The organism is Sediminihabitans luteus (assembly GCF_002797595.1).
Classification (GTDB): Bacteria; Actinomycetota; Actinomycetes; order Actinomycetales; family Cellulomonadaceae; genus Paraoerskovia; species Paraoerskovia lutea.
Map to the genome: position 1 here is coordinate 271,978 of NZ_PGFE01000003.1, position 21,244 is coordinate 293,221.

The 21,244-nt window shown below is 73.2% G+C and carries 17 protein-coding genes and 1 tRNA gene; 8 read left to right on the forward strand and 10 right to left on the reverse strand.

Annotated elements, in window-relative coordinates; genetic code table 11:
- Positions 1-119: 119 nt before the first annotated feature.
- Complete coding sequence (locus CLV28_RS10910) at positions 120-1,337, forward strand: acetyl-CoA C-acetyltransferase (RefSeq protein ID WP_100423347.1); 1,218 nt, start codon at positions 120-122, stop codon at positions 1,335-1,337.
- 375 nt (positions 1,338-1,712) lie between these two features.
- On the forward strand, positions 1,713-3,074 hold the full coding sequence (aztD, locus tag CLV28_RS10915; protein WP_239073063.1) for a zinc metallochaperone AztD: 1,362 nt from the start codon (positions 1,713-1,715) through the stop codon (positions 3,072-3,074).
- Positions 3,075-3,271: 197 nt separating this feature from the next.
- On the opposite strand, the gene CLV28_RS10920 is transcribed toward aztD, so the two are convergent.
- The 3 genes from CLV28_RS10920 to CLV28_RS10930 form a co-directional block, all read right to left on the reverse strand.
- Positions 3,272-4,600, reverse strand: coding sequence for a uracil-xanthine permease family protein (locus CLV28_RS10920; RefSeq protein ID WP_100423348.1), 1,329 nt, complete (start codon positions 4,598-4,600; stop codon positions 3,272-3,274).
- Between the two features lie 106 nt (positions 4,601-4,706).
- A complete protein-coding gene (locus CLV28_RS10925; protein WP_100423349.1) occupies positions 4,707-5,135 on the reverse strand; it encodes a VOC family protein in 429 nt (142 codons plus the stop codon).
- Between the two features lie 14 nt (positions 5,136-5,149).
- Positions 5,150-6,400, reverse strand: a complete 1,251-nt coding sequence (locus CLV28_RS10930) for an Nramp family divalent metal transporter (RefSeq protein ID WP_100423475.1) — start codon at positions 6,398-6,400, stop codon at positions 5,150-5,152.
- A 323-nt stretch (positions 6,401-6,723) separates the two neighbouring features.
- Between CLV28_RS10930 and CLV28_RS10935 the strand changes: the two genes are divergently transcribed.
- From CLV28_RS10935 to CLV28_RS15555, 3 genes are all read left to right on the forward strand, one after another.
- Complete coding sequence (locus tag CLV28_RS10935) at positions 6,724-7,602, forward strand: patatin-like phospholipase family protein (protein ID WP_100423350.1); 879 nt, start codon at positions 6,724-6,726, stop codon at positions 7,600-7,602.
- A gap of 138 nt (positions 7,603-7,740) precedes the next feature.
- On the forward strand, positions 7,741-8,304 hold the full coding sequence (locus tag CLV28_RS10940; RefSeq protein ID WP_100423351.1) for a GNAT family N-acetyltransferase: 564 nt from the start codon (positions 7,741-7,743) through the stop codon (positions 8,302-8,304).
- 76 nt (positions 8,305-8,380) lie between these two features.
- Complete coding sequence (locus CLV28_RS15555) at positions 8,381-8,689, forward strand: type II toxin-antitoxin system TacA family antitoxin (RefSeq protein WP_157802611.1); 309 nt, start codon at positions 8,381-8,383, stop codon at positions 8,687-8,689.
- A gap of 88 nt (positions 8,690-8,777) precedes the next feature.
- On the opposite strand, the gene CLV28_RS10950 is transcribed toward CLV28_RS15555, so the two are convergent.
- The 3 genes from CLV28_RS10950 to CLV28_RS10960 all read right to left on the reverse strand — a co-directional run bounded on the left by CLV28_RS10950 (position 8,778) and on the right by CLV28_RS10960 (position 14,730).
- Positions 8,778-8,864: transfer RNA gene (locus tag CLV28_RS10950), tRNA-Ser, on the reverse strand.
- A gap of 156 nt (positions 8,865-9,020) precedes the next feature.
- On the reverse strand, positions 9,021-10,757 hold the full coding sequence (locus CLV28_RS10955; protein ID WP_100423352.1) for a glycosyl hydrolase family 18 protein: 1,737 nt from the start codon (positions 10,755-10,757) through the stop codon (positions 9,021-9,023).
- A 235-nt stretch (positions 10,758-10,992) separates the two neighbouring features.
- Positions 10,993-14,730: a right-handed parallel beta-helix repeat-containing protein gene (locus CLV28_RS10960; protein ID WP_100423353.1), complete on the reverse strand. Its 3,738-nt coding sequence runs from the start codon at positions 14,728-14,730 to the stop codon at positions 10,993-10,995.
- Positions 14,731-14,994: 264 nt separating this feature from the next.
- Here CLV28_RS10960 and CLV28_RS10965 point away from each other — a divergent pair, with 264 nt between their 5' ends.
- On the forward strand, positions 14,995-15,855 hold the full coding sequence (locus CLV28_RS10965) for a Sir2 family NAD-dependent protein deacetylase (RefSeq protein WP_100423477.1): 861 nt from the start codon (positions 14,995-14,997) through the stop codon (positions 15,853-15,855).
- A gap of 189 nt (positions 15,856-16,044) precedes the next feature.
- Here the strand turns inward: CLV28_RS10965 and CLV28_RS10970 are convergent, their stop codons facing one another.
- The 3 genes from CLV28_RS10970 to CLV28_RS10980 all read right to left on the reverse strand — a co-directional run bounded on the left by CLV28_RS10970 (position 16,045) and on the right by CLV28_RS10980 (position 18,833).
- Positions 16,045-16,851, reverse strand: a complete 807-nt coding sequence (locus tag CLV28_RS10970) for an S-methyl-5'-thioadenosine phosphorylase (protein ID WP_100423478.1) — start codon at positions 16,849-16,851, stop codon at positions 16,045-16,047.
- Positions 16,852-16,914: 63 nt separating this feature from the next.
- Entirely contained in the window at positions 16,915-17,946 is a 1,032-nt protein-coding gene (locus CLV28_RS10975) for a transglutaminase domain-containing protein (protein WP_100423354.1), read from the reverse strand.
- Complete coding sequence (locus tag CLV28_RS10980; protein WP_100423355.1) at positions 17,943-18,833, reverse strand: MerR family transcriptional regulator; 891 nt, start codon at positions 18,831-18,833, stop codon at positions 17,943-17,945. The genes CLV28_RS10975 and CLV28_RS10980 overlap by 4 nt, the downstream gene beginning before the upstream one ends.
- A gap of 104 nt (positions 18,834-18,937) precedes the next feature.
- Between CLV28_RS10980 and CLV28_RS10985 the strand changes: the two genes are divergently transcribed.
- Complete coding sequence (locus tag CLV28_RS10985; protein WP_100423479.1) at positions 18,938-20,005, forward strand: NAD-dependent epimerase/dehydratase family protein; 1,068 nt, start codon at positions 18,938-18,940, stop codon at positions 20,003-20,005.
- Between the two features lie 8 nt (positions 20,006-20,013).
- Complete coding sequence (locus CLV28_RS10990) at positions 20,014-20,790, forward strand: HipA domain-containing protein (RefSeq protein ID WP_157802612.1); 777 nt, start codon at positions 20,014-20,016, stop codon at positions 20,788-20,790.
- On the opposite strand, the gene CLV28_RS10995 is transcribed toward CLV28_RS10990, so the two are convergent.
- Complete coding sequence (locus tag CLV28_RS10995; protein ID WP_100423357.1) at positions 20,732-21,151, reverse strand: hypothetical protein; 420 nt, start codon at positions 21,149-21,151, stop codon at positions 20,732-20,734. The two genes, CLV28_RS10990 and CLV28_RS10995, sit on opposite strands and share 59 nt — an antisense overlap.
- Positions 21,152-21,244 lie beyond the last annotated feature (93 nt).

The following is a 21,244-nucleotide window of genomic DNA, read 5'->3' on the forward strand; positions in this document are numbered from 1 at the left end:
CCGACCCCGCGTCGTCCGGCAGGACGACGCTCCCCGGCCCCGGCGCGCGAGGTGCCCTCCTCACCGCGCCGGGGTCGTTTCGACCACCCCGGCGCGGCCGGGCGACCGAGAGGCACCCCATGACCAGCGCCACGACCGACCGCCACGACGCGGACGACGCCACGACCCCCGTGCTCCTGCACGGCGCCCGCACCCCGTTCACCCGGTTCCGCGGCGCGCTCGCGTCGCTGAGCGCGACCGCGCTGGGCGCGCACGCGATCCGGGGCGCGCTCGACGCGGCGGGCGTCGCGGCGTCCGACGTCGACGCCGTGATCATGGGCCAGGTCATCCAGGCCGGGGCCGGGCAGGGGCCCGCACGCCAGGCCGCGATCGCGGCCGGGATCGGCTGGGACGTGCCCGCGACGACCGTCAACAAGCTGTGCCTGTCGGGCCTCACGGCGATCATCGACGCCGCGCGCCTCGTGCGCACCGGCGAGGCGCAGGTCGTGGTCGCGGGCGGCCAGGAGTCGATGACCAACGCCCCGCACCTGCTGCTCGGCTCGCGGGACGGGCACGCGTTCGGCGACGTGACCATGGCCGACTCGCTCACGCACGACGGCCTGCGCGACCCGTTCGACGGTCAGCTCATGGGCGAGGCGACCGACCGCGGCTGCGCGACGCGCGAGATCGGGCGCCCCGAGCAGGACGCGTTCGCGGCCCGCTCGCACACGCTCGCCGCCGCGGCCCACGAGGCGGGCCGGCTCGCGGACGAGATCGCGCCCGTGAGCGTGCCCCAGCGCCGCGGCGAGCCCGTCGTCGTCGCGGACGACGAGGGCATCCGTCCCGGCACCACCGTCGAGACCCTCGCCGGGCTGCGTCCCGCGTTCGTCCCGGACGGGACCATCACCGCCGGCTCGTCGTCCCCGCTGTCGGACGGCGCGGCCGCGGTCGTCGTCGCGAGCAAGGCCTGGGCGCGGGCGCAGGGGCTCGAGTGGCTCGCCGAGATCCGCTCGGCCGGGCAGACCGCGGGGCCGGACAACTCGCTGCACTCGCAGCCCGCACGAGCGATCGCGCAGGCCGTCGAGCGCGAGGGCGTCACGGTCGACGAGCTCGACCTGGTCGAGATCAACGAGGCCTTCGCGGCGGTCGCGCTGCAGTCGGTGCAGGACCTCGGGGTCGACGAGGCGCTCGTCAACGCCGACGGCGGCGCGATCGCGCTCGGGCACCCCGTGGGGGCGTCGGGCGCGCGGCTCGCGCTGCACCTCGCGCTCGCGCTGTCGCGGCGCGGCGGCGGGCTCGGCGTCGCGGCGCTGTGCGGCGGCGGCGGCCAGGGCGACGCGCTGATCCTGCGCGCCTGACCCTCCCCTCGCGGGGCCTCGTCGCCGGCCCGCCTCGTCGCCGGTCGGCCCCCGTCGCCGGTCGGCCCCGTCGCCGGTCGGCCCCGTCGCCGGGCGCGCCTCTTCGCCGAGATAGAACCGAGCGCGCGAGATAGAACGTCGGACGTTCTATCTCGCGCGCTCAGTTCTATCTCGCGGCGTCCCGCTGCCGCCCACCTCGCGGCGTCCCGCTGCCGCCCAGCAGCTCGACCTTCGCATTGCCTCCACTTTTTAACGGTAATCATTCTCATTCTCTGCTAGTGTCCTGCGTGCGCCGACCGCGGCGGCGCGCCACCGACCGCTCGACAGAGAAGGAGCAGGGGGATCGTCGCGCTGCGCGCACGCCCCCGGACACCCATGAGCACATCCCAAAACAGCCCCGCGACGCCCGGCACGACGCATGGCACCACCCCCGGGACGGCGCCCGACCTCGACGGCCCGCGGACGCCGTCCGCCACCACGGCCCGCGAGCGGACCGTGCTCGCCGGCGGGCTCGCGGCGGTCGTCACGCTGCTGCTCAGCGCGTGCGCCGACCTCGCCGGAGCAGGCGCCGACGACCCCGCAGTGACCGGAGCGACGGCGTCCGACACCGCGAGCGCGGGCGGCGACGTCCGCGAGGCCGCGGCCCGCACGCCCCGCCTCGTGCTCACCGACGACCACGGGGTCACCGTGCTCGACGCCGAGACGCTCGAGCCCGTGGGCGACGTCGCGGTCGACGGGTTCGTGCGCGTCAACCCCGCGGGCGACGGCCGCCACGTCGCCGTCTCGACCGAGGGCGGGTTCCGCCTGCTCGACGTCGGCACGTGGAGCGAGGCGCACGGCGACCACGCGCACCACTACGTGAGCGACCCGGCCCTGACCGACGTCACGTACCCGGCCGAGAAGCCCGGGCACGTCGTCGTGCACGGCGGGCGCACGGCGTTCTTCGACGACGGCACGGGCGAGGTCCGGGTCGTCGACGCCGACCACGTCGCGCACGGGCCCGACGAGGCCGACCTCGTCGAGGCCGAGCACGCGCACCACGGCGTCGCGGTCGAGCGCGAGGACGGCTCGCTCGTGCTGACCCTCGGCACCGAGGAGGAGCGCACCGGGATCGTGCTGCTCGACGCCGAGGGGGCCGAGGTCGCCCGCGACGAGACCTGCCCCGGCGTGCACGGCGAGGCGGTCGCGGCCGACGAGACCGTCGTCGTCGGCTGCCAGGACGGCATGCTCGTGGTCAGCGGCGACACGATCCGCAAGGTCGCGAGCCCTGACGCCTACGGGCGCATGGGCAACCAGGCCGGCCACGAGGAGTCGCCGATCGTGCTCGGCGACTACAAGAGCGACCCCGACGCCGAGCTCGAGCGGCCCGAGCGCGTGGCCCTCGTCGACACGCGCGACGCGACCCTCCGCCTCGTCGACCTGCCCGCGAGCTACTCGTTCCGCTCGCTGGGCCGTGGCCCGGACGGCGAGGCGCTCGTGCTCGGCACCGACGGCGCCCTGCACGTGATCGACGCCGCCACGGGAGAGATCACGCGCAGCATCGACGTGGTCGACGCCTGGACCGAGCCCGACGACTGGCAGCAGCCCCGCCCCGCGCTGCACGTGCGCGGCGAGCTCGCGTACGTGACCGACCCGGCCGGGCGCGCCGTGCACGCGGTCGACCTGGTCACGGGCGACGTCTGGCGGACGGCGGAGCTCGGGTCGGTCCCGAACGAGATCACGAGCGTCGACGGCTGAGACCCCGGTCGCGTCGATGCCTGACCGGCCGGCTCCCTGAGCCCCGACCTGCCGAGCGGGTCGATGCCTGACCGGCCGGCGTCCTGCCCCCCCAGATAGAGCTGAGCGCGCGAGTTAAAACGTCGGACGTTCTATCTCGCGCGCTCGGTTCTATCTCGCGTCGAGGGGGTGGGTGGATGAGGTGAGGGGCGGGGCGTCTACTTCGGGTCGGGCGCGTCGGCGACCGTCACGTCCGGCAGCGACGTCGGGCTCGCGGGCTCCTCGTGCGTGCCGCGCCAGCGCGCGATCGCGCCCATGCCGTGGAAGATCACGAGGGTCGCGGCCGTGCCGAGCGCGATGCCCTCGAACGACACGTCACCGACCACCCAGGTGAAGTTCGCGATGCCGACCACGAGCGGCACGGCGGCTGTCGAGAGATTGACCGGGCTCGAGAAGTCGACCTTGTTCTGCACCCAGATGCGCGCACCGAGGATCCCGATCATGCCGTATAGCATCGTGGCCGCGCCGCCGAGCACGCCCGGCGGGACGGTCGCGACGGCCGCACCGAACTTGGGGCACATCGCGAGCACGAACGCGACGACGCCGGCGACCCAGTAGGCCGCCGTCGAGTACACGCGCGTCGCGGCCATGACGCCGATGTTCTCGGCGTACGTGGTGGTGCCGGAGCCGCCGCCGATGCCCGCGAACGTCGTCGCGAGGCCGTCGGCGAACAGCGCGCGACCCGTGTACGCGTCGAGGTTGCGACCGGTCATGGCGGCGACCGACTTCACGTGGCCGACGTTCTCGGCGATCAGCACGAGCACGACGGGAACGAACAGCCCGAGGACCGACACGTCGAACGTCGGGGTCACGAAGTCCGGGAACCCGATCCACGCGGCCTTCTCGACCGCCGTGAAGTCGACCTCGCCCTGGAGCACGGCCACGACGTACCCGACCGCGACACCGACGAGGATCGACAGCCGCCCGAGGATCCCGCGGAACAGCACCGACACGAGCAGGATCGTCGCGAGCGTCACGAGCGCGGTGACGGGCGCGAGTTGGAAGTTGTTCCAGGCCGCGGGCGCGAGGTTGAGGCCGATGAGCGCGACGATCGTGCCGGTCACCACGGGCGGCATGAGGACGTCGATCCACCGGGCGCCCGCGAAGTGCACGACGAGACCGATCGCGGCGAGCACGAGGCCGGTCACCAGGATCCCGCCCACGGCCACGCTCTGGCCGCCCGACGCCGTCGCGGCGCCGATGGGGGCGATGAACGCGAAGCTCGACCCGAGGTAGCTCGGCACGCGGTTGCGCGTGATGAGCAGGAACCCGATGGTCCCGATCGCCGAGAAGAACAGCGTGGTCGCGGGCGAGAAGCCCGTCAGCAGCGGCACGAGGAACGTCGAGCCGAACATCGCGACGACGTGCTGCGTGCCGATCCCGATCGTGCGCGGCCAGCTCAGCCGCTCGTCGGGGGCCACGACCGCTCCGGGGGCGAGGGTGCGGCCGTCGCCGTGCACCGTCCAGCCGAGGGTTCCGTGCGCCATGGGGTCTCCGTCTCACGTGCGCGCCGATGCGACGCGTGCCTGTGGCGCACCGGTCCGACGCGCCGCACGAAGCGTAGAGGGTGCGGTGCCCCGGGCGACAGTCCCGTCAGCCGAGGACGACGCGCCCGTCGTCCTCGATCCGCCACCCCGGGTTGTGGGCGACCTCCCAGACGACGCCGTTCGGGTCGGCGACGTGCGCGTGGAAGATCCCGCCGAACGCGCCGTCCTGCGGCTCCTTGAGCACGGTGCCGCCCGCGGCCACCATCTGCGCGACCGCGGCGACGACGTCGTCCCGCGACTCCACGTCGTGCGCGAGGGTCACGCCCGAGACCTCGGCGTGCGTCACGGCGCCCGCGAGGTCCTCGACGAACTTGTCCGCGTCGAAGAACCCGAGCAGCGTCCCCGGGGCGACCTGGAAGAACACGATCTCGCCGGGGACGTCGAGCGTCGAGACCCAGCCGAGCGCGCCGTAGAAGCTCCGGGTCGCGTCGAGGTCGCGGGTCGCGAGGGTCACGAAGTGCAGTCGTTGGTCCATGCGCCCATGGTCGCTCAGGCGGTGAACGTCAACCAGAGCAGCGTCGCGTTGAGCGCGACGATGATCCCGGCCACGGCCCACGCGGCGACCTGGGTCGCGGTCGCGTTCCGGTCGTCGCCCATGAGCTCGCGCGAGCGCGTGAGCCGCACGAGCGGGATCATCGCGAACGGGATCCCGAAGCTCAGCACCACCTGGCTCACGACCAGCAGCCACGTGGGCGAGACGCCCGTCGCGAGCAGCACGATCGCGGGCACGAGCGTCACGACGCGGCGCGCGAGCAGCGGGACGCGCACGTGCAGCAGGCCCGCCATGATCTCGGAGCCGGCGTACGCGCCGACCGACGTCGACGCGAGACCGGACGCGAGCAGCCCGACCGCGAACACGACCGCGACGGCAGGGCCGAGCGTGTCCGCGATCGCGGCGTGCGCGCCCTCGATCGTGTCGGTGCCCTCGCGCCCGGGCAGGTTCGCGGCCGCGAGCAGCAGCATCGAGACGTTGACGCCGCCCGCGACGACGAGCGCGAGGACGACGTCCCAGCGGGTCGCGACGAGCAGGCGACGACGGCGGACGGCGCCCACGACGCCGTCCGGCACGTGCCGGTCGCGCGCGAGCGAGGAGTGCAGGTAGATCGCGTGGGGCATCACGGTCGCGCCGAGCATCGACGCGGCGAGCAGCACCGAGTCGGCGCCGTCGAACCGCGGCACGAGGCCGCCGAGCATCGCGACCGGGTCGGGCGGACCGAAGAACAGGCCGGCGCAGAACCCGACCGTGAGCACCGCGAGCATCGTCGTGATGACGGTCTCGAACACGCGCTGCCCGCGGCGCTGCTGGATCGTGAGGATCAGCATCGAGATCACGCCCGTGATGAGCCCGCCGACCACGAGCGGCACGCCGAACAGCAGGTTGAGCGCGATCGCGCCGCCGATCACCTCGGCCAGGTCGGTCGCGGCCGCGACGACCTCGGCCTGCCCCCAGTACGCGAGGCGCGTGCGGCGCCCGAGCCGCGCGCCCAGCACCTCTGGCAGCGAGCGCCCGGTGACGATGCCGAGCTTGGCCGAGAGGTACTGCACGAGCACGGCCATGACGTTCGCGACGACGAGCACCCACAGCAGCAGGTAGCCGTAGCGCGCGCCCGCGGTGAGGTTCGCGGCGACGTTCCCGGGGTCGACGTACGCGATCGCGGCGACGAACGCCGGGCCGAGGAGGCGCCACAGCCCGTGCGAGGGCCGCGCGGCGGGCGGGACCGCGGGGGCGGCGTCCGACACGGGGGCCGGGGCGACGGCGGGCTCGGCCTGGTCGTGCACTGTTCAACCACCCTGCTGATAGAAGTTCGGACGTCCGAACTCGAATCATGCACCATCGGTCCCGGCCGGGCAACGCCGGACGTCTTGGCCACCCGCACGGCCCTGCAGCCGGCACTCCCAGCCAGGACTGCGCGACCAGGACTGCTAGCGTGGGACCGATCGAAGGCCGTCGAAGGAGGTGAGCACCGTGCACGCAGCACTCGTCATGGGCGCTTCCTCCCCCGAGCGATCGCGCGGCTGACACGGCCCGGGGAGCGCCGCACCGCACCCCGGAAGGCACCACCATGAACGCTCCTCGCACCGCACGTCGCGCCCTCGTCCTCGGCGGAGGCGGCTCGGCCGGCAACGCCTGGCTGATCGGACTCGTCGCCGGCCTCGCCGACGCAGGCATCGACGTGACCCGCCCCGACCTCACCATCGGCACGTCCGCCGGCGCGACCGCCGCCGCCCAGCTCGCCGGGTCGTCGCCGCAGCAGCTCCTCGCCGACGTCCTCGCGACCCCCGTCGGCGCCGCCCGTCCCGGGCGCGCGCCCGCTCGCGGGACGTCCGACCACCTCGACCGCACGGCACGCATCATCGCGTCCGCCTCGGACGCCGCCGACATGCGCCGCCGGCTGGGCGCCGCGGCCGTCGCCCTCGACGCCGCGTCGGACGGCGCGTGGTCGGGACGGTGGCGCGAGAGGGTCGCCGCACGGTTCGCCGTGCGGGATTGGCCCGAGCACGACCTCGTGCTCACCGCGGTCGACGCCCGCACGGGCGACGCGCTCGCGCTCGACCGGGACAGCGGGATCGACCTCGTCGACGCCGTCGCGGCGAGCACGTCGAACGGCCCGCCCTACCGGATCGGCGACGCCCTCTACCTCGACGGCGGCTACCGCCGCAACGAGAACGCCGACCTCGCCGCAGGCGCCGACCGCGTGCTCGTGCTGTCACCGTTCGGCGGCCGCACCCGGCACCCGCTCGCCTGGCGCATGCAGCTCGCGGCGCAGGTCGAGGAGCTCGAGGCGCAGGGCACCGCCGTCGAGGTCGTCGGCCCCGACGCCGCCGCGCTCGACGCGTTCGGCGACGACATGATGAACCTCGCGGCCCGGGCGCCGGCGGCGCGGGCCGGGCACGCGCAGGGCGTGAGGGTCGCGGGGCGGGTCGCGGAACTCTGGGCGTGACCGTGATGCGAAACGCCGGGCCCGGAATCGTGTGGCTTCGGGGACTTCAGGGTCTTCAGGGGCGGTAGCGGTGGGCTTGTCCGTGCCGCGTTGGTCGCGACGATCCTGGCGCCGGCCCCAGCGTCTCCGCCTGGCTCTATGGTGACCGCAGCAGCACTCGTCACCGCGGACGGAAGGTACGCCAGCAGGATGCTCATCACGCAGCCGTTCGACTCGGCGGCCCTCAAGCTTCATCCGTTCAGCTGCGGCGAGCCCGAGCTCGACGACTGGCTCGCCAAGTTCGCCGGCCAGAGCGAGAAGAGAGACAACGTCCGGACGACACTGCTCCTCGACGAGCAGCGGTGCCGCATCGCGGGGTACTACTCGATGCGCACGTACGAGCTGTCTGCCGCCGATGCGGCCTCAGCCATGGGTCGCAGCCGCCGCTATCCCGTCCCTGCGATGCTCCTCGCACGACTCGCGGTCGACAGCGACTACCAGGGTCACGGCGCCGGACGCCTGCTCCTGTTCGACGCCCTGCAAAGGCTCTTGGCTGCAGCGAACGACATCGGCTTCGAGATCGTCGTCGTTCATGCACTCCATGAAGACGCCGCCTGCTTCTACCTCAGGCACGGCTTCCGGCGCTTCCTGGACCACGAACTCAACCTCTTCCTCACGACCAAGGACCTCCGTGCGACGTTCGCCACGATGGATCCAGGTTGATCCGTACGCACCAGGTACGTACGATGGATGCACAATGGCGGACCAGCGCCCACCCCACCTGGCACAGGGAGTAGAGATGCCCACCGCACACGCGCGGTCCGAACGCCTCAACATGCGGGTCTCGCCTGAGGCGCTCGCCACGATCCGCGAAGCAGCCGCAGCCCAGCAGCAGGACGTGTCCGCGTTCGTGCTCGGCGCCGCGATGGAACACGCCCGCGAGGTTCTTCTTCGGGACCGTGTCATCCGGTTGACCCCGCGAGAACTCGACCAGGTTGACGCCGCGCTCGACGGCGAGCCTCAGGTGATCCCGGAGATCGCGGCGCTGATCGCGGCGGTCCGGCGTGAGACGCCGCAGCACGGCACGAAGGAGTTCGCCTCGCGCTGAGCAACGAGGACTCACGACTCGAAAAGCGTGTGGGAAACACCGAAGGGCCTCCCCCGCAAGATTCTGCGGGGGAGGCCCTTCGGTACTGCGGTAGCGGTGAGATTCGAACTCACGGTGGACTTTCACCCACACACGCTTTCGAGGCGTGCTCCTTAGGCCGCTCGGACACGCTACCCAGCCGGGCGAACCCAGCCCGAGCAGGATACCTGGCCGGAGGCCCGAAACCGAAATCGGCTCCGGGCCCCCGGTCTGGCCGGTCGAGGCCCCCGCGAATCGACCGACCGATCCCAGTGGTGCGGTTGGCTCAGCGCACCGCACCACCGGGGGTTCGTCAGGCGGTGGTGCAGGGCTGGCCCGCAGCCCACGCGCCCGTCGGGTTCGTGCCCGGCTGCTCGCCGCGCGTCCACCAGCGTGCCGTGTGGTTCACGCCGGCACGCGAGACCTTGTCGCCGCCCGAGTAGGTTGCGGCAGCGTCCCACGCGGGTGCGCACTGGTCGGCGTCGACGGCCGGAGCGGTGCCGCACGGGCCGATCTTCTTCCAGGGGCCGTTCACGTCGCCCGGCTTCTGGTCACGGGTCCACCACTGCGCGGCGTACTCGTCGCCCTCGAACGACACGACGTCCTTGCCGCTGTAGATGCCGGTCCCGTACCAGGGAGCCGCGCAGTTGTCCGCGACGGCCGGCCCGGGGGTCGCGGCACGGAACGTCGAGCCGACGGCGTCGCCGAGCTCGTTCTCGTAGTCGCCCGAGATGTCCCACCACATGGCGCCGCCGAACCCGTTGGTCGCGAGCCACTCGGCCTTGGCCGTCACGGAGCGCACGGTGTCGAGGCTGTACCACTTGTCGCCGTCGTAGATGTAGCCGGCGCCAGCCACCTCGTCGTAGTACTCGGTGCCCGCGTTGCGGAGCTCCTTGTACGTGGGCGTGCCGATCGACGCGGTCGCGGCCGAGCCCGGCTTCGCGTCCGAGACACCCTCCCAGCCCTGGCCGTACATGGCCATGCCGAGGTTGAGCTGGTCGCCCGAGTAGCCGGCGGCCTTGTAGGCGTTCATCAGGCCGTCAGCGGCGAGGCCCCAGTTGGCCTGGGTCTGCGCGCCGTCGGGCGCGGTCGGGTCGACCGGCCAGTCGTACACGTGCAGGTTGCCCTGGTGACCGGTGCGGTTGCCGACCCAGCCACCGTGGTAGTCGTAGCCCTGGACGTTGATGTAGTCGAACGCCTCGACCGCGATCGGGTCGACCCAGCCGCCGTTGGTGCGCGGAGCCCACCCGGCCGGGGCGAACCCGGACAGCAGGTAGTCCTCGCCGGTCTTGGCGCCGTAGGCGTCGAGCTGCGTGCGGAACTCCTGCAGCAGCGCGAGGAAGTTCGCCTTGTCCTCGGCAGGACGCGGGCTCGGCTGCTCGCCGTCGGCGGCAGGCCACTCCCAATCGATGTCGATGCCGTCGAAGATGCCCTTGGCGACGCCCTTGCCGCCCTTGCCGTCGATCTCGGGCAGGTTGCCCTTGATGTACAGGTCGACGCAGGACTTCACGAGCTTCTTGCGACCGGCCTCGGTCGAGGCAGCGTCGGAGAAGTTGTCCGACCAGGTCCACCCGCCGAGCGAGATCATGATCTTGGTGTCGGGGCTGACCTTCTTGAGCTTCTTGAGCTGGTTGAAGTTGCCCGCGAGCTTCTGGTTCTTCTTGTCGGCCTTGCCGTCGACCGAGTCCTTGGCCGAGACGGTCCGCGTGAAGTCGTTCTCGGGGTCACCCTCGCCCTCGACGTCGACGATGTCGCAGACGAGGTCGGTCGTGACGTTCCCGAACGAGTAGTTGATGTGCGTGAGGTCGTCGATCGCGCCCGAGCGGATGATGTCGGCGACCTGGTAGTTGCGACCCTCCGGGTTGGGAGCGTGCGCCTGGAAGTAGCCGACGGAGCGGAACCCGTTGATCTCGGCCGGACCGTCGACGACGGGGGCCTTGGCGGCGGGTGCCGGTGCGGCGACCGCGGGGGCGGCCAGTGCGGATGCTGCGATCGCGACGGTCGCGGCAAGCGCGACGGCCGCCCCGCGGCGGGGGTGACGTGGGGTCATGAAGAAGGCCTCGTTGCTCTTCGTCCGGGCCGGACACTCGCCCGGAGGGGGTGTTTGTTCGGTCTCCTTCACCTTACCCACCACACCCTGGTTCGACTAGACGCTTAACGAACTATTTACGCGGCGTGTCGCATTTTGGACCGACCGCGCGTTCGGTGTCCGACCGCGGGGCCGCCGTCCGACCCCGGGCGCGCGAGAGCCCCGCCCCCTGATCGGGGACGGGGCTCTCGAGGCGTCAGCCGCGGCCGAGCAGCCGCGCGATCCAGTCGACGATCTGCTCGATCACCGTCTCGACCCAGGACTTCTTGCTCTCGACCTCGACCGCCGCGGAGACCGCGACCACCGGGTCGGCGCCGTCGGCCGTCGCGGTGACCTCGACCGACAGGGCGTGCCCGGTGTCGGCCTGCTTGACCTTGTAGGTCGCGTCGTCGGCACGGGCGATCGGCCGGCCGTCACGCAGCCAGCGGTACGAGTACGTCGCGTCGAGCGACCACTCGCCCGGGTCGGCCGTGAGCGTGCCGCCCTTGACCGCGTCGCCCGAGAGCGACGGCGCGACCACGTTCGTGAGCGCGACCGTCACGGGCGGCAGGACCTCGATGACCGTCGGGTCGTCGTTCGCGGCGAACCGCGCCCCCGTGCCCGACGGCGCGACGTCCGTCAGCTCGTAGAGCCCGTGCATGTCGACCGAGCCGTCGGCCGCGATGGTCGGCCGCAGCCCCTCGGCGTCGGTCGAGACGAACCAGCTCTCGTCGACCGACGCGGGCCGGCCGTCCGCGGCGTCCGCCGTCGTCCCGTCGAAGTAGTTCGACGGGTCGGTCAGCAGCGACGTGTCGGCCTGCACGAGCGCGAGCAGGTCCGCCGACGGGTTGCGCCACGAGAGCACGCCCGTCGCCCGGTAGTCGGTCGACTTCGCGTTGGTCTCGAGGCGGACGCCGCGGTCGTTGTCGACCGAGGTCACCGCGTCGAGCCGCACGTCCGGGCCCGAGTTGGACGTCACGCCCGTGCCGAGGTTGCCGTACGTGACGGCGTTGCGCAGCAGGTGGTCGCCCGGCATGGACTCGCCGCCGAGCTTGAACCCGTTGCCCTCGCCCGTGCGCGGGTCGTCGCCCAGGAGGCGACCGTTGTCGTACGCGACCGAGTCCTCGACCACGACCGTGCCGATCGGGCCCGTCGTCGACTTCGCGTACAGGTCCCAGCCGTCATCGATGTTGTGGTGCGAGATCGAGTCGCGGAACACGTTGCCCTCGCCCACGGTGAGCTTGGCCGCGAAGCCGTCCGCGTCGTTGCCGCCCGGGTCGGCGTTGTTGTACGACTCGGACGAGACCACCAGGTTGTCGGACGGCCACATCGACGGCGGCTCGGTCGACGAGCCCGAGATCTGGATGCCCGTGTCCTGGTTGTCGTGCGAGACGACGCGCTCGACCACGTTGTGGTTGCCCTCGATGAGCATCGGCTTGGCCTTGTCGCCCGAGCGCGTGATCTCGAGGTCGTACACGTGCCACCAGTCACCGCGCAGGCGCAGGCCGCCGTCGGGCGACTGCGACAGGTCGAGCACGGCCCGGTGCCCCGGCTGCGACATGAGGGTCACGGGGGCGTCCGGCTCGCCGTCACGACCGCGCGGCACGACGACCGCGCGCGTGGGCGTGTACGTGCCGCCCGCGAGCACGATCTGCTGCCCCGGCTGCGCGAACGCGACCGCGGTGTGCAGGTCGAGCGGCGACGCGGCCGTGCCGTCACCGTCGGGCGTGCCGTCCGGGGCGACCCGGATCGACTGCCCGGGCTCGCCGTACGAGCGCACCGTGAACGTCAGCGGGACGTCGACCGGGTCCGTCGACTCGATCGCCTCGTACTCGCCGAGCTGCGGCTGCTCCGCGTCGGGCAGCAGGCGCGCGGTGAACCGGTTCTCGCCCGGCTCGAGCGCGAGCGGCACGAGCACCCGCTCCCCCGGCGCGAGCGCGACGTCGTCGACGACGACCTCGCCCGCGGCGTCGAGGATCTGTCCCGTGCCGTACATCGTCGACACGAGCGGCACGTCGATCGAGTCCTCGGGCGTGGTCGACGTGACGTCGACCTTGAGCGAGGCCGGGACGTACGTCGTCGGAGGGTCCTGGGCGGGCTCGTCGTCCTCGGGCGCGATGGTCGTGAAGTCCCAGTCGGTGACCGTCACGACGATCTTGCGGGCCGCGACCATGCCGACGTAGAACGCGTCCGGGTCCTGCTGCAGCAGCATGTCCGGGTCGTAGTCGATGACCTCGAGGTCCTCGGTGCCGTCGGCGCCCGTGCGGTGCCAGATCGCGTGGAACCCGGTGTTCGACCGGCGCAGCGTGAGGTCGTAGACGTCGCCCGTGGCGAACTTCGGGCCCGCGACGTCCGACCGGTACGACGGGTCGAAGACCTGCGAGTCGCTCGAGTCGCGGGCTCCCGCGGTCGCGTCGTCGGTCGCGCCCGTGTAGCCCTCGACGAAGCGCCCGCCGGGCATGCCGTCGGTGATCGTCGCGGTGCCCTCGCCGTAGCGGGTCACGAGCGCGCCCGCCGAGTTGAAGTACCTGTCCGACCCCGAGCCCGGGACCATCGAGTCGACGGCGAGGATGCCGAAGCCCGACTGGTTGTCCTTCGTCGAGGCGTCGTCGACCCGGAACGTGGCGTCGAGCGTGAAGTTCTCCGTGGTCGGGTCGACCTTGGTGTAGAAGTACTGGAACCCGTCCTCGGACGACGCGAGCTTGGTCGAGCTGGCCTTCGCGTCGAACGTGATCGTCCCGTCGCCGTTGTCGGTGACCCCGCCGCCGCTGTTGGCGTTCGAGCCGACCTCGGTCGTGCTCCAGCGCTCGACCTCGGTCGCGACCGCGACCTCGAACGGCGCGCCCGTGGCGGAGTCCGCCCCGCGGTGCGCGACGACGCGCAGCTGGTACGTCGCGCCCGTGACGAGCCCGGTGACCTCGGCCGTGGTGCCGGTGACCCCGTCGACGGCGGTCGTGAAGTCGACGCCGTCCGTGCTCGTCTCGACCGTGTAGGTCTCGGCCTCGGGCGTCGCGGCCCAGTCGACCGTGACCGTGCCCTTGCCGCCCGAGACGGCGGTCGTCAGGGCGCCGCTGATCTCGGGGCCGACGAGCGGCAGCGCGAACGCGCCCGCGTCGGCCTGCGCCGAGACGATCGCGTCCGCCTCGCCCGAGCGCGTCAGGCTGACCTGCACCGCGTACGTGCCCGAGGCGGGCGGCGTCAGCGCGATCGTGCCCGAGTCCCCGTCGGTCGCGGTGAACGCGCGGTCCGCGACCGCGCCGTCCGCGTCGAGCAGGACGGCGTGCGCGACGTCGGCCCCGTCGGTGCCGAGCAGGCCGGTGTAGCTCACGACGAGGCGCGAGGGGTCGGTCGGGTCGAGCGCGACGGCGTCGACCGTGGGTGCGGCGACCGACGACCACGGGGCGCGGTCGACCGTGCTGCCGTCGGTGACCTCGGCGTAGTAGACGTTGACGCCCGAGCTGGGCGACCCGATCCAGTACGAGCCCGCCGCCGGGACGTCGAGCGTCTCGGTCGCGATGGGCACGCCCGCGTCGTCCGCGAGCGCCGGCACCGAGTCGACGAGCGCGCCCGTGGAGTCGTAGAGCGCGAGGGCGCGGTCGCTCGTGCCGCTGCCGCTGCGCGTGTGCACGAGCACCTCGGCGGCCTCGTCGACCGTGAACGCGAGCGAGCGGTTGGTCGCGGCGCCGGAGCCGTTGAGCTTGATGCGCTGCGTGTAGACGTCGCCGCGGTCGGACGTGCGGTCGCTCGCGTCGACCGTGACCTTCTTCGCGTCGGTCGCGCGGATCGTGAAGTCGCCGACCGGGGTGTCGGCGGCGATGTCGCCGACGGCGAGCGAGCTCGCGTCGAGCGCCGTGGCCGGGCCGGCGGCGACCGCCGTCACGGCCGAGGTCGCGGTCAGCGCCGCGGCCGTGAGGACGGCCAGCAGCGTGCGGGCCCTTGCGCCTGTCGGTGTCATGGATCTCCTCGTTGAGATGCGCCGGGCTCGTCGTCGAACCCTGCGAGAAACCGGTTTCTCGCGTCAACCTACGGTAAGCCTTTTCCCACGTCAAGGTCTGGCGCTCGTCGGCGGCCCGTGCGTGGGGCTCGGGGAGGACGGCGCGGGCAGCCTGCGCCCGAGCGCGCACCGCGGCGCCGCCGTCGTACGCTCGATGTCGTGCCCACCGACCGACCCGACCTGCCGCGCGAACCCCTCACCCCGGCGTCCGCGGCCGTGGCCCGCATGCAGACGCCGCGACTGCCCGACCCGGACGCCCCCGTGGCGCGCGGGACGCTCGACCAGGCGATCGAGCTGCTGCGCGGGCGCACCCTCGCGGTCCTGACCGGGGCCGGTGTCTCGACCGACTCCGGGATCCCCGACTACCGCGGCCCCGACTCGCCCCCGCGCAACCCCATGACGTACGACCAGTTCGTGGGCGACCCGGACTTCCGGCGGCACTACTGGGCGCGCAACCACGTCGGGTGGCAGCACGTGCGCCGCACGCACCCCAACGCCGGGCACCTGGCGCTCGTGCGCCTCGAGGAGCGCGGGATCGTGCGCGGCATCATCACGCAGAACGTCGACCTCCTGCACGAGGACGCAGGCTCGCGGAACGTGATCGACCTGCACGGGCGCTACGACCGGGTCATCTGCCTGCAGTGCTCGCGCGTGATCTCGCGCGAGCACCTCGCCGAGCGCCTCGATGCGCTCAACCCCGGGTTCGTCGAGTCGATCGGCAAGGTCGAGGACATCGAGATCGCGCCCGACGCCGACGCCGTCATCGAGACCACCGCGCACTTCCGGCCCGCGCCCTGCGAGTTCTGCGGCGGGGTGCTCAAGCCCGAGATCGTGTACTTCGGCGAGAACGTGCCGCGCGAGCGCGTCGACCGGGCGTTCGCGATGGTCGACGACGCCGAGGCGCTGCTCGTCGCCGGCTCGTCGCTCACGGTCATGAGCGGCCTGCGGTTCGTGCGCCGGGCCGCCAAGGACGGCAAGGTCGTCGTGATCGTCAACCGGGGCGCGACCCGCGGCGACCCTCTCGCGACGCTCACGGTCGACGCCGGGGTCTCGGAGGCGCTCACGGAGCTCGCCGCGCGCTTGTAGGTGCGCGCGAGCGTCACGTTCGGGCCCTGTGGCGCGCGAGCGTCACGTTCCGGCCCCTAAGCCCGCGAGCGTCACGTTCCGGCCCGATCCGCGGGCTCGGAGGGGGCCAGAACGTGACGCTCGCGGAGTCACCCTGGCGACCAACGGGCCAGAACGTGACGCTCGCGGAGGCGGCGCGCCCCGCGCCCGCTACGGCAGCTCGAACGGTAGCGTCAGCCCGTCGAGCGCGTGCCGGCACGAGCAGTCCGCGTCGTCCGGGAGCGCCGCGACGACCGACGCGAGCAGCGTCCCCACGTGCCCGACGTTCGCCGCGAACGCCTCGAGCACGGCCGCGTGCGAGACCGCGGTGGCCGCGTCGACCCCGGCGTCGGAGTCCGTGACGAGCGCGAGCGACGTGAAGCACAGCGCGAGCTCGCGGGCGATCGAGGCCTCGGGCGCGCCGGTCATGCCGACCACGGTGCCGCCGTCCTGCGCGTTGCGCCGCGACTCGGCGCGCGTCGAGAACCGCGGCCCCTGGATCACGACCATCGTCCCGCCGTCGACCATGGTCAGGGCGGACGGCGCGTCGACCTCGAGCGCGGTCGCGCGGCCCGTGGGGCAGTACGGGTCGGCGAAGCCGACGTGCACGACCGGCCCGACCTCGTCGTACACCGTGTGGTGGCGCCCCCACGTCCGGTCGATCAGCTGGTCGGGGACGACGACGGAGCCCGGCGCGAGCTCGGGCAGCAGCCCTCCCACGGCCGAGGGCGCGAGCACGCGCCGCACGCCCAGCGCGCGCAGCGCCCAGAGGTTCGCGCGGTAGTTGATGCGGTGCGGCGGCAGCCGGTGGTCGGCGCCGTGGCGCGGCAGGAACACGACGTCCTTGCCGCCGAACGTCCCGCGCTGTGGGCGCTCGGACGGGAACCCGAACGGGGTCTCGACCTCGACGGGTTCCGGGTCCGTGAGCAGCGAGTACAAGCCGGAGCCGCCGATGATGCCGATGGGTGATTCGCTCATGGCGGCGAGTCTGGCACCGTGGCCGGTGCCCGGCACGTGCGCGCGCACGCGCAGGGCGGACCGTCAGCCGATCGTTCGCGGGGCGTGCCCGAGCCAGGTGGTCGTGCGCGCCTCGAGGTCGGTGACGCCCGCGCGGCCGGACGGCGAGAGGGTCATCACGCGACGCCGTGGGCGCAGCCGCGGGTCGCTCGCGTAGTGCCGCGCGAGCTCGTCGGCGGCGTCGCCCTCCCCCGCGTCGGCGGCGACGAGCAGCGCGGCGAGCTCGTCCACGAGCACGTCGAACGCGGGCCCGCCGATCCGTGCGCCGGGCTGCTCCCCGAGCGCGGGCAGGACGTCGCGCGGCACGAGGTCGACCGAGAGCATGGGCCCCCACAGGTCCCACAGCAGCGTCTCGTCGCGGTGCCGGTGCGCGACCTCGAGCAGCACGTAGTCGCGCACGAAGTCCTGGCCGCCGAGCGCCGGCATCGCCGGGTCCACCCCGTAGGACGACGGGTCGGCCGCCCCCGCCCGGATCGCGCGCCACGCCTCCGCGGCGGTCTCGAACGGCGACCCCACGCCCACGGGCACGTCCTGGACGTCGAAGTCCCAGTCGGCACCGGGGGTCAGCTCGGGGTCGAACCGCACCCAGCGCGCGCCGTCCCACCGCTCGGCGATCACGTGGTCGTGGTGGAACCCCGGCACGAAGTACCCGGCGAAGCCGACGCGCGAGCGGGCCGGCACCCCGTGCTCGCGCAGCACCCCGAGCGCGAAGAGCGTGTGGTCGCGGCAGCAGCCCGCGACCTCCTGGGCGGCCTCGCGCGCCACGACGAGGGGGCCCGGGCGCCGGGCCACGGCCCGGTCGAGCGTGGTCTCGAGCCACCGGCCGTCGATGTCGGTGCGCTGCTCGTCCGTGAGCACCGGGTCGCCCGCGCGGTAGTGCACGACGACGGCGCACGCCGACCGGTGGATCGCGAGCGGGTCGGGCGAGAGCGCCGCGACGAGCGCCCGGTGCCGACCGGGGTCGGAGTACGGGCTGTGCGTGGCGTAGCCGGCGAGGGTCGGGGCGTGGGTCGTCATGCGGCTCGGTGCGGGCACAGGGAGCTCGGGAGCGGTCATGGCCCCAGGCTCGGGCGTGCCCCAGGGGCAGGGTCAAGCACCGTGCCCCCGAGGGGGACGGCGACGTCGGCGACGTGCCCGTCGTCAGACCAGGGCACGGGGTAGATCTCGCGGGCCGGCCCGACCGTGCCGCCGCGCTCGCGCGCGTGGGCGCGCACCGACCCGAACGCCCCGAGGATCTGCGGGAACGCGCACCGCTGCGCGCCGATCTCGACGAACGCCTCCCGGCCGGCGGGCTCGGCGCGCAGCACCACGGCGCCGGTCGGGGTCGCCGCGCCCGTGTAGGGCACGCACACCTCGACGTACGCGTCGGGCGCCTCGAGCACCCCGTGGTAGACCACCCAGAACTCGGTCCCGAACGTGGCCCCGCCGCGCGCGAGCGCCGTCCGGACGTCCAGCACCGCGGCGGTGAACCGGGGCACGAGCTCGGCCTGGGTCGTGCGGAACGCGACGGCCGCGACCGTGCGCTCCGGCACGGTGCGCTCCTGCACGCGCAGGTCGCCCGACGCGGTACCCGGCCCGGCGTCGTCCCCGAGCTGCGTGACGAGGCTCTCGACGGTGACCAGGCCGGTCGCGAGCGCCGTCCGCCGCTCGTCCCACCACGCGAGGAGGAGCTCCGTGCGCGCCGACGGGTCGCACGCGAGCGCCTCGCGGACGCGCGCGAGCGGCATGTCGAGCCGGCGCAGGGCGGCGATGGTGCGTGCCGCGTCGAGCTGGGCCGGGGCGTAGTACCGGTAGCCGGTCGCGGGGTCGACGCGGGCGGGGTGCAGCAGCCCGTTGGCGTCGTAGAGCCGCAGGGCCTTGGGGCTCAGGCCGGACGCGTGCGCCATCTCGCCGCGCGTCATCATGCCGTCGGTCGCGCCCTCGCCCCTGCTGCCGTCGGTCACCGTGCCGATTGTGCCGCAGCCGCGGGCGACCGTCAGCCGATCGTTCGTGGCGGACGACGCCGGGCCGGGTGCGGGCCGTCGCGCCGCGGGGCAGGGTGGTCGGCATGCGAATCCTCCTCACGGGCGGCGCCGGGTTCATCGGCCTGCCGACCGCGCGCGCCCTGACCGCGGCCGGGCACGACGTCGTCGTCCTCGACAGCCTGCGGCCCGACGTCCACGCGTCCGGAACTGTCAGCGACGCCGCCACGACGTTGCCCGACGGCGCGCGGCTCGTCCGGGCCGACGTCCGCGACCTCGACGCGGTCACGGCGTCCTTGGACGGTGTCGACGCGGTCGTGCACCTCGCCGCGAAGGTCGGCCTCGGCGTCGACATCGCCGACGTGGACGACTACGTGTCGTCGAACGACCTCGGCACCGCGGTGCTGATCCGGGCGGTCGCCGCCGCGGGGGTGCCGCACGTCGCCTACGCGAGCTCGATGGTCGTGTACGGCGAGGGCAGGTACGTCTGTACAGGTGCGGGCAGCGGCGAGCACGGCGTCGTCGCGCCCGGTCCGCGACGGGTCGAGGACCTCGACGCCGGGATCTTCGACCCCCGCTGCCCGCGCTGCGACGCCGTGCTCGCGCCAGGCCTCGTGGGTGAGGACGCCCCGCTCGACCCCCGCAACGTGTACGCCGCGACCAAGGTGCACGGCGAGCACCTGCTCGCCGCGTGGGCGCGCGAGACCGGAGGCACCGCGACCGCCCTGCGGTTCCACAACGTGTACGGCCCCGGCATGCCGCGCGACACCCCGTACGCGGGCGTCGCGTCGCTGTTCCGCTCCGAGCTCGCGCACGGCCGCGCGCCCCGCGTGTTCGAGGACGGTGCTCAGCGCCGGGACTTCGTGCACGTGGACGACGTCGCGGCCGCGGTCTCGCTCGCCGCCGCGCACCCGGCGGGGCCGGGCGTGACCCCGCTGAACGTCGGCTCGGGCACGGTCACGACGGTCGGCGGCATGGCGCAGGTGCTGGCCGACGTCATGGGCGGCCCCGCACCCGTCGTGACGGGCGAGTACCGCGCCGGGGACGTGCGGCACGTGACCGCGTCGAGCGACCGGGCGGCCGAGGTGCTCGGGTGGCGCGCGCGGATCGGGCTGCGCGAGGGCATCGGGGAGCTCGTGGCGGCGCCCGCCTGACCATGGCAATGTTCCAGTACTGCACCTTCTCCGAATGTCGCGGTACTGAGACCGAGTACCGCGAGTTCGCCGATCAGCCCGCGATCGTCGTCACGCGGTACGACCGCCTCACGACGCCCGACGGGACGGTCCGCCGGATCCACCAGGAAGACCTGGTCCAGACGTTCGGCCTCGACCCTTCCAAGAAGTACGAGGCTGACGGCGGTCCTGGCGTGGCACGGATCGCCGCCCGTCTCCGCTCCGCGACCGACGACGACTCGCTCGACCGGTTTGTCCGGGCGGTGATAGGCAACTACGTTCTCGGCGCCCCCGACGCTCACGCAAAGAACTACTCGCTCCTGCTCGTCGGCCCGACCGCGCGTATGGCACCGCTGTATGACGTCGCAACCGGGCTCATCGCGGACTCCGCGGGCCGACTGCCCTGGACCCGCACCGCCATGTCGATCGGAGGCGAGCGACGCTTCGGCGAGGTCGAGGCCAAGCACTGGGAACGTCTCGCGCGGGCTGTCGGTCTCGACCCCGAGCAGGTCCGTCGTGCTGTGCGGCAGCTCGCCGCATCCATTCCCGAGGGCTTCGCCGATGCGGTCGCCGAGCTGCCGCCGAGGGCCGTCGGCGCGACCATGCTCAGGGAGGACGTTCTCCCGCGAATCGCAGCCCTGGCGAAACGGACGCTCACCGGCCTTGATTGCAGCGCTCGCGAGGCCGGCCGTGTGACCCGGCCGTTCGTCAGCGAGCTCGAGACTCAGGGCTCAACAGGTCCGGAGCGCCGGTGGGACTCTCGCTGACCTTCAGCCCGCGCACGAGCAGCACGACGGCAGCGATCACCGCGACGACGGCCGCGGCCCCTAGCGCCGCAGCCACGATCACCTGGTTCCTGCTGCTGACGTAGACGGCGTGGGCGGTGTCGAAAGTGACGCCGTCGCCGCCGAGACGCCCGTCATCGACGGGCATCCCCTCGCGCACCACGGAGAGCACGCTGCCGTCCGACCCTGCACCCACGACGGCCCCCGACACGATCGTGATCGCGGAGAGCCCTGCGAGCAGGATGGCGGCGGTCGCGAACCTCGCGACCTTCGCCCGAGACCGACCGATCACACGGACCACGACCGCGACCCCGAGCAGCACCACGTATCCGAGCTCGACCACAACTCCCCCTGACTGCGCCGTCCCCCACGGACTGCTGGGGTCGACCGTAGCGGGTTGCATCCGGGAGCAGCGGGCTCGTCGCCGAGGTTCGAC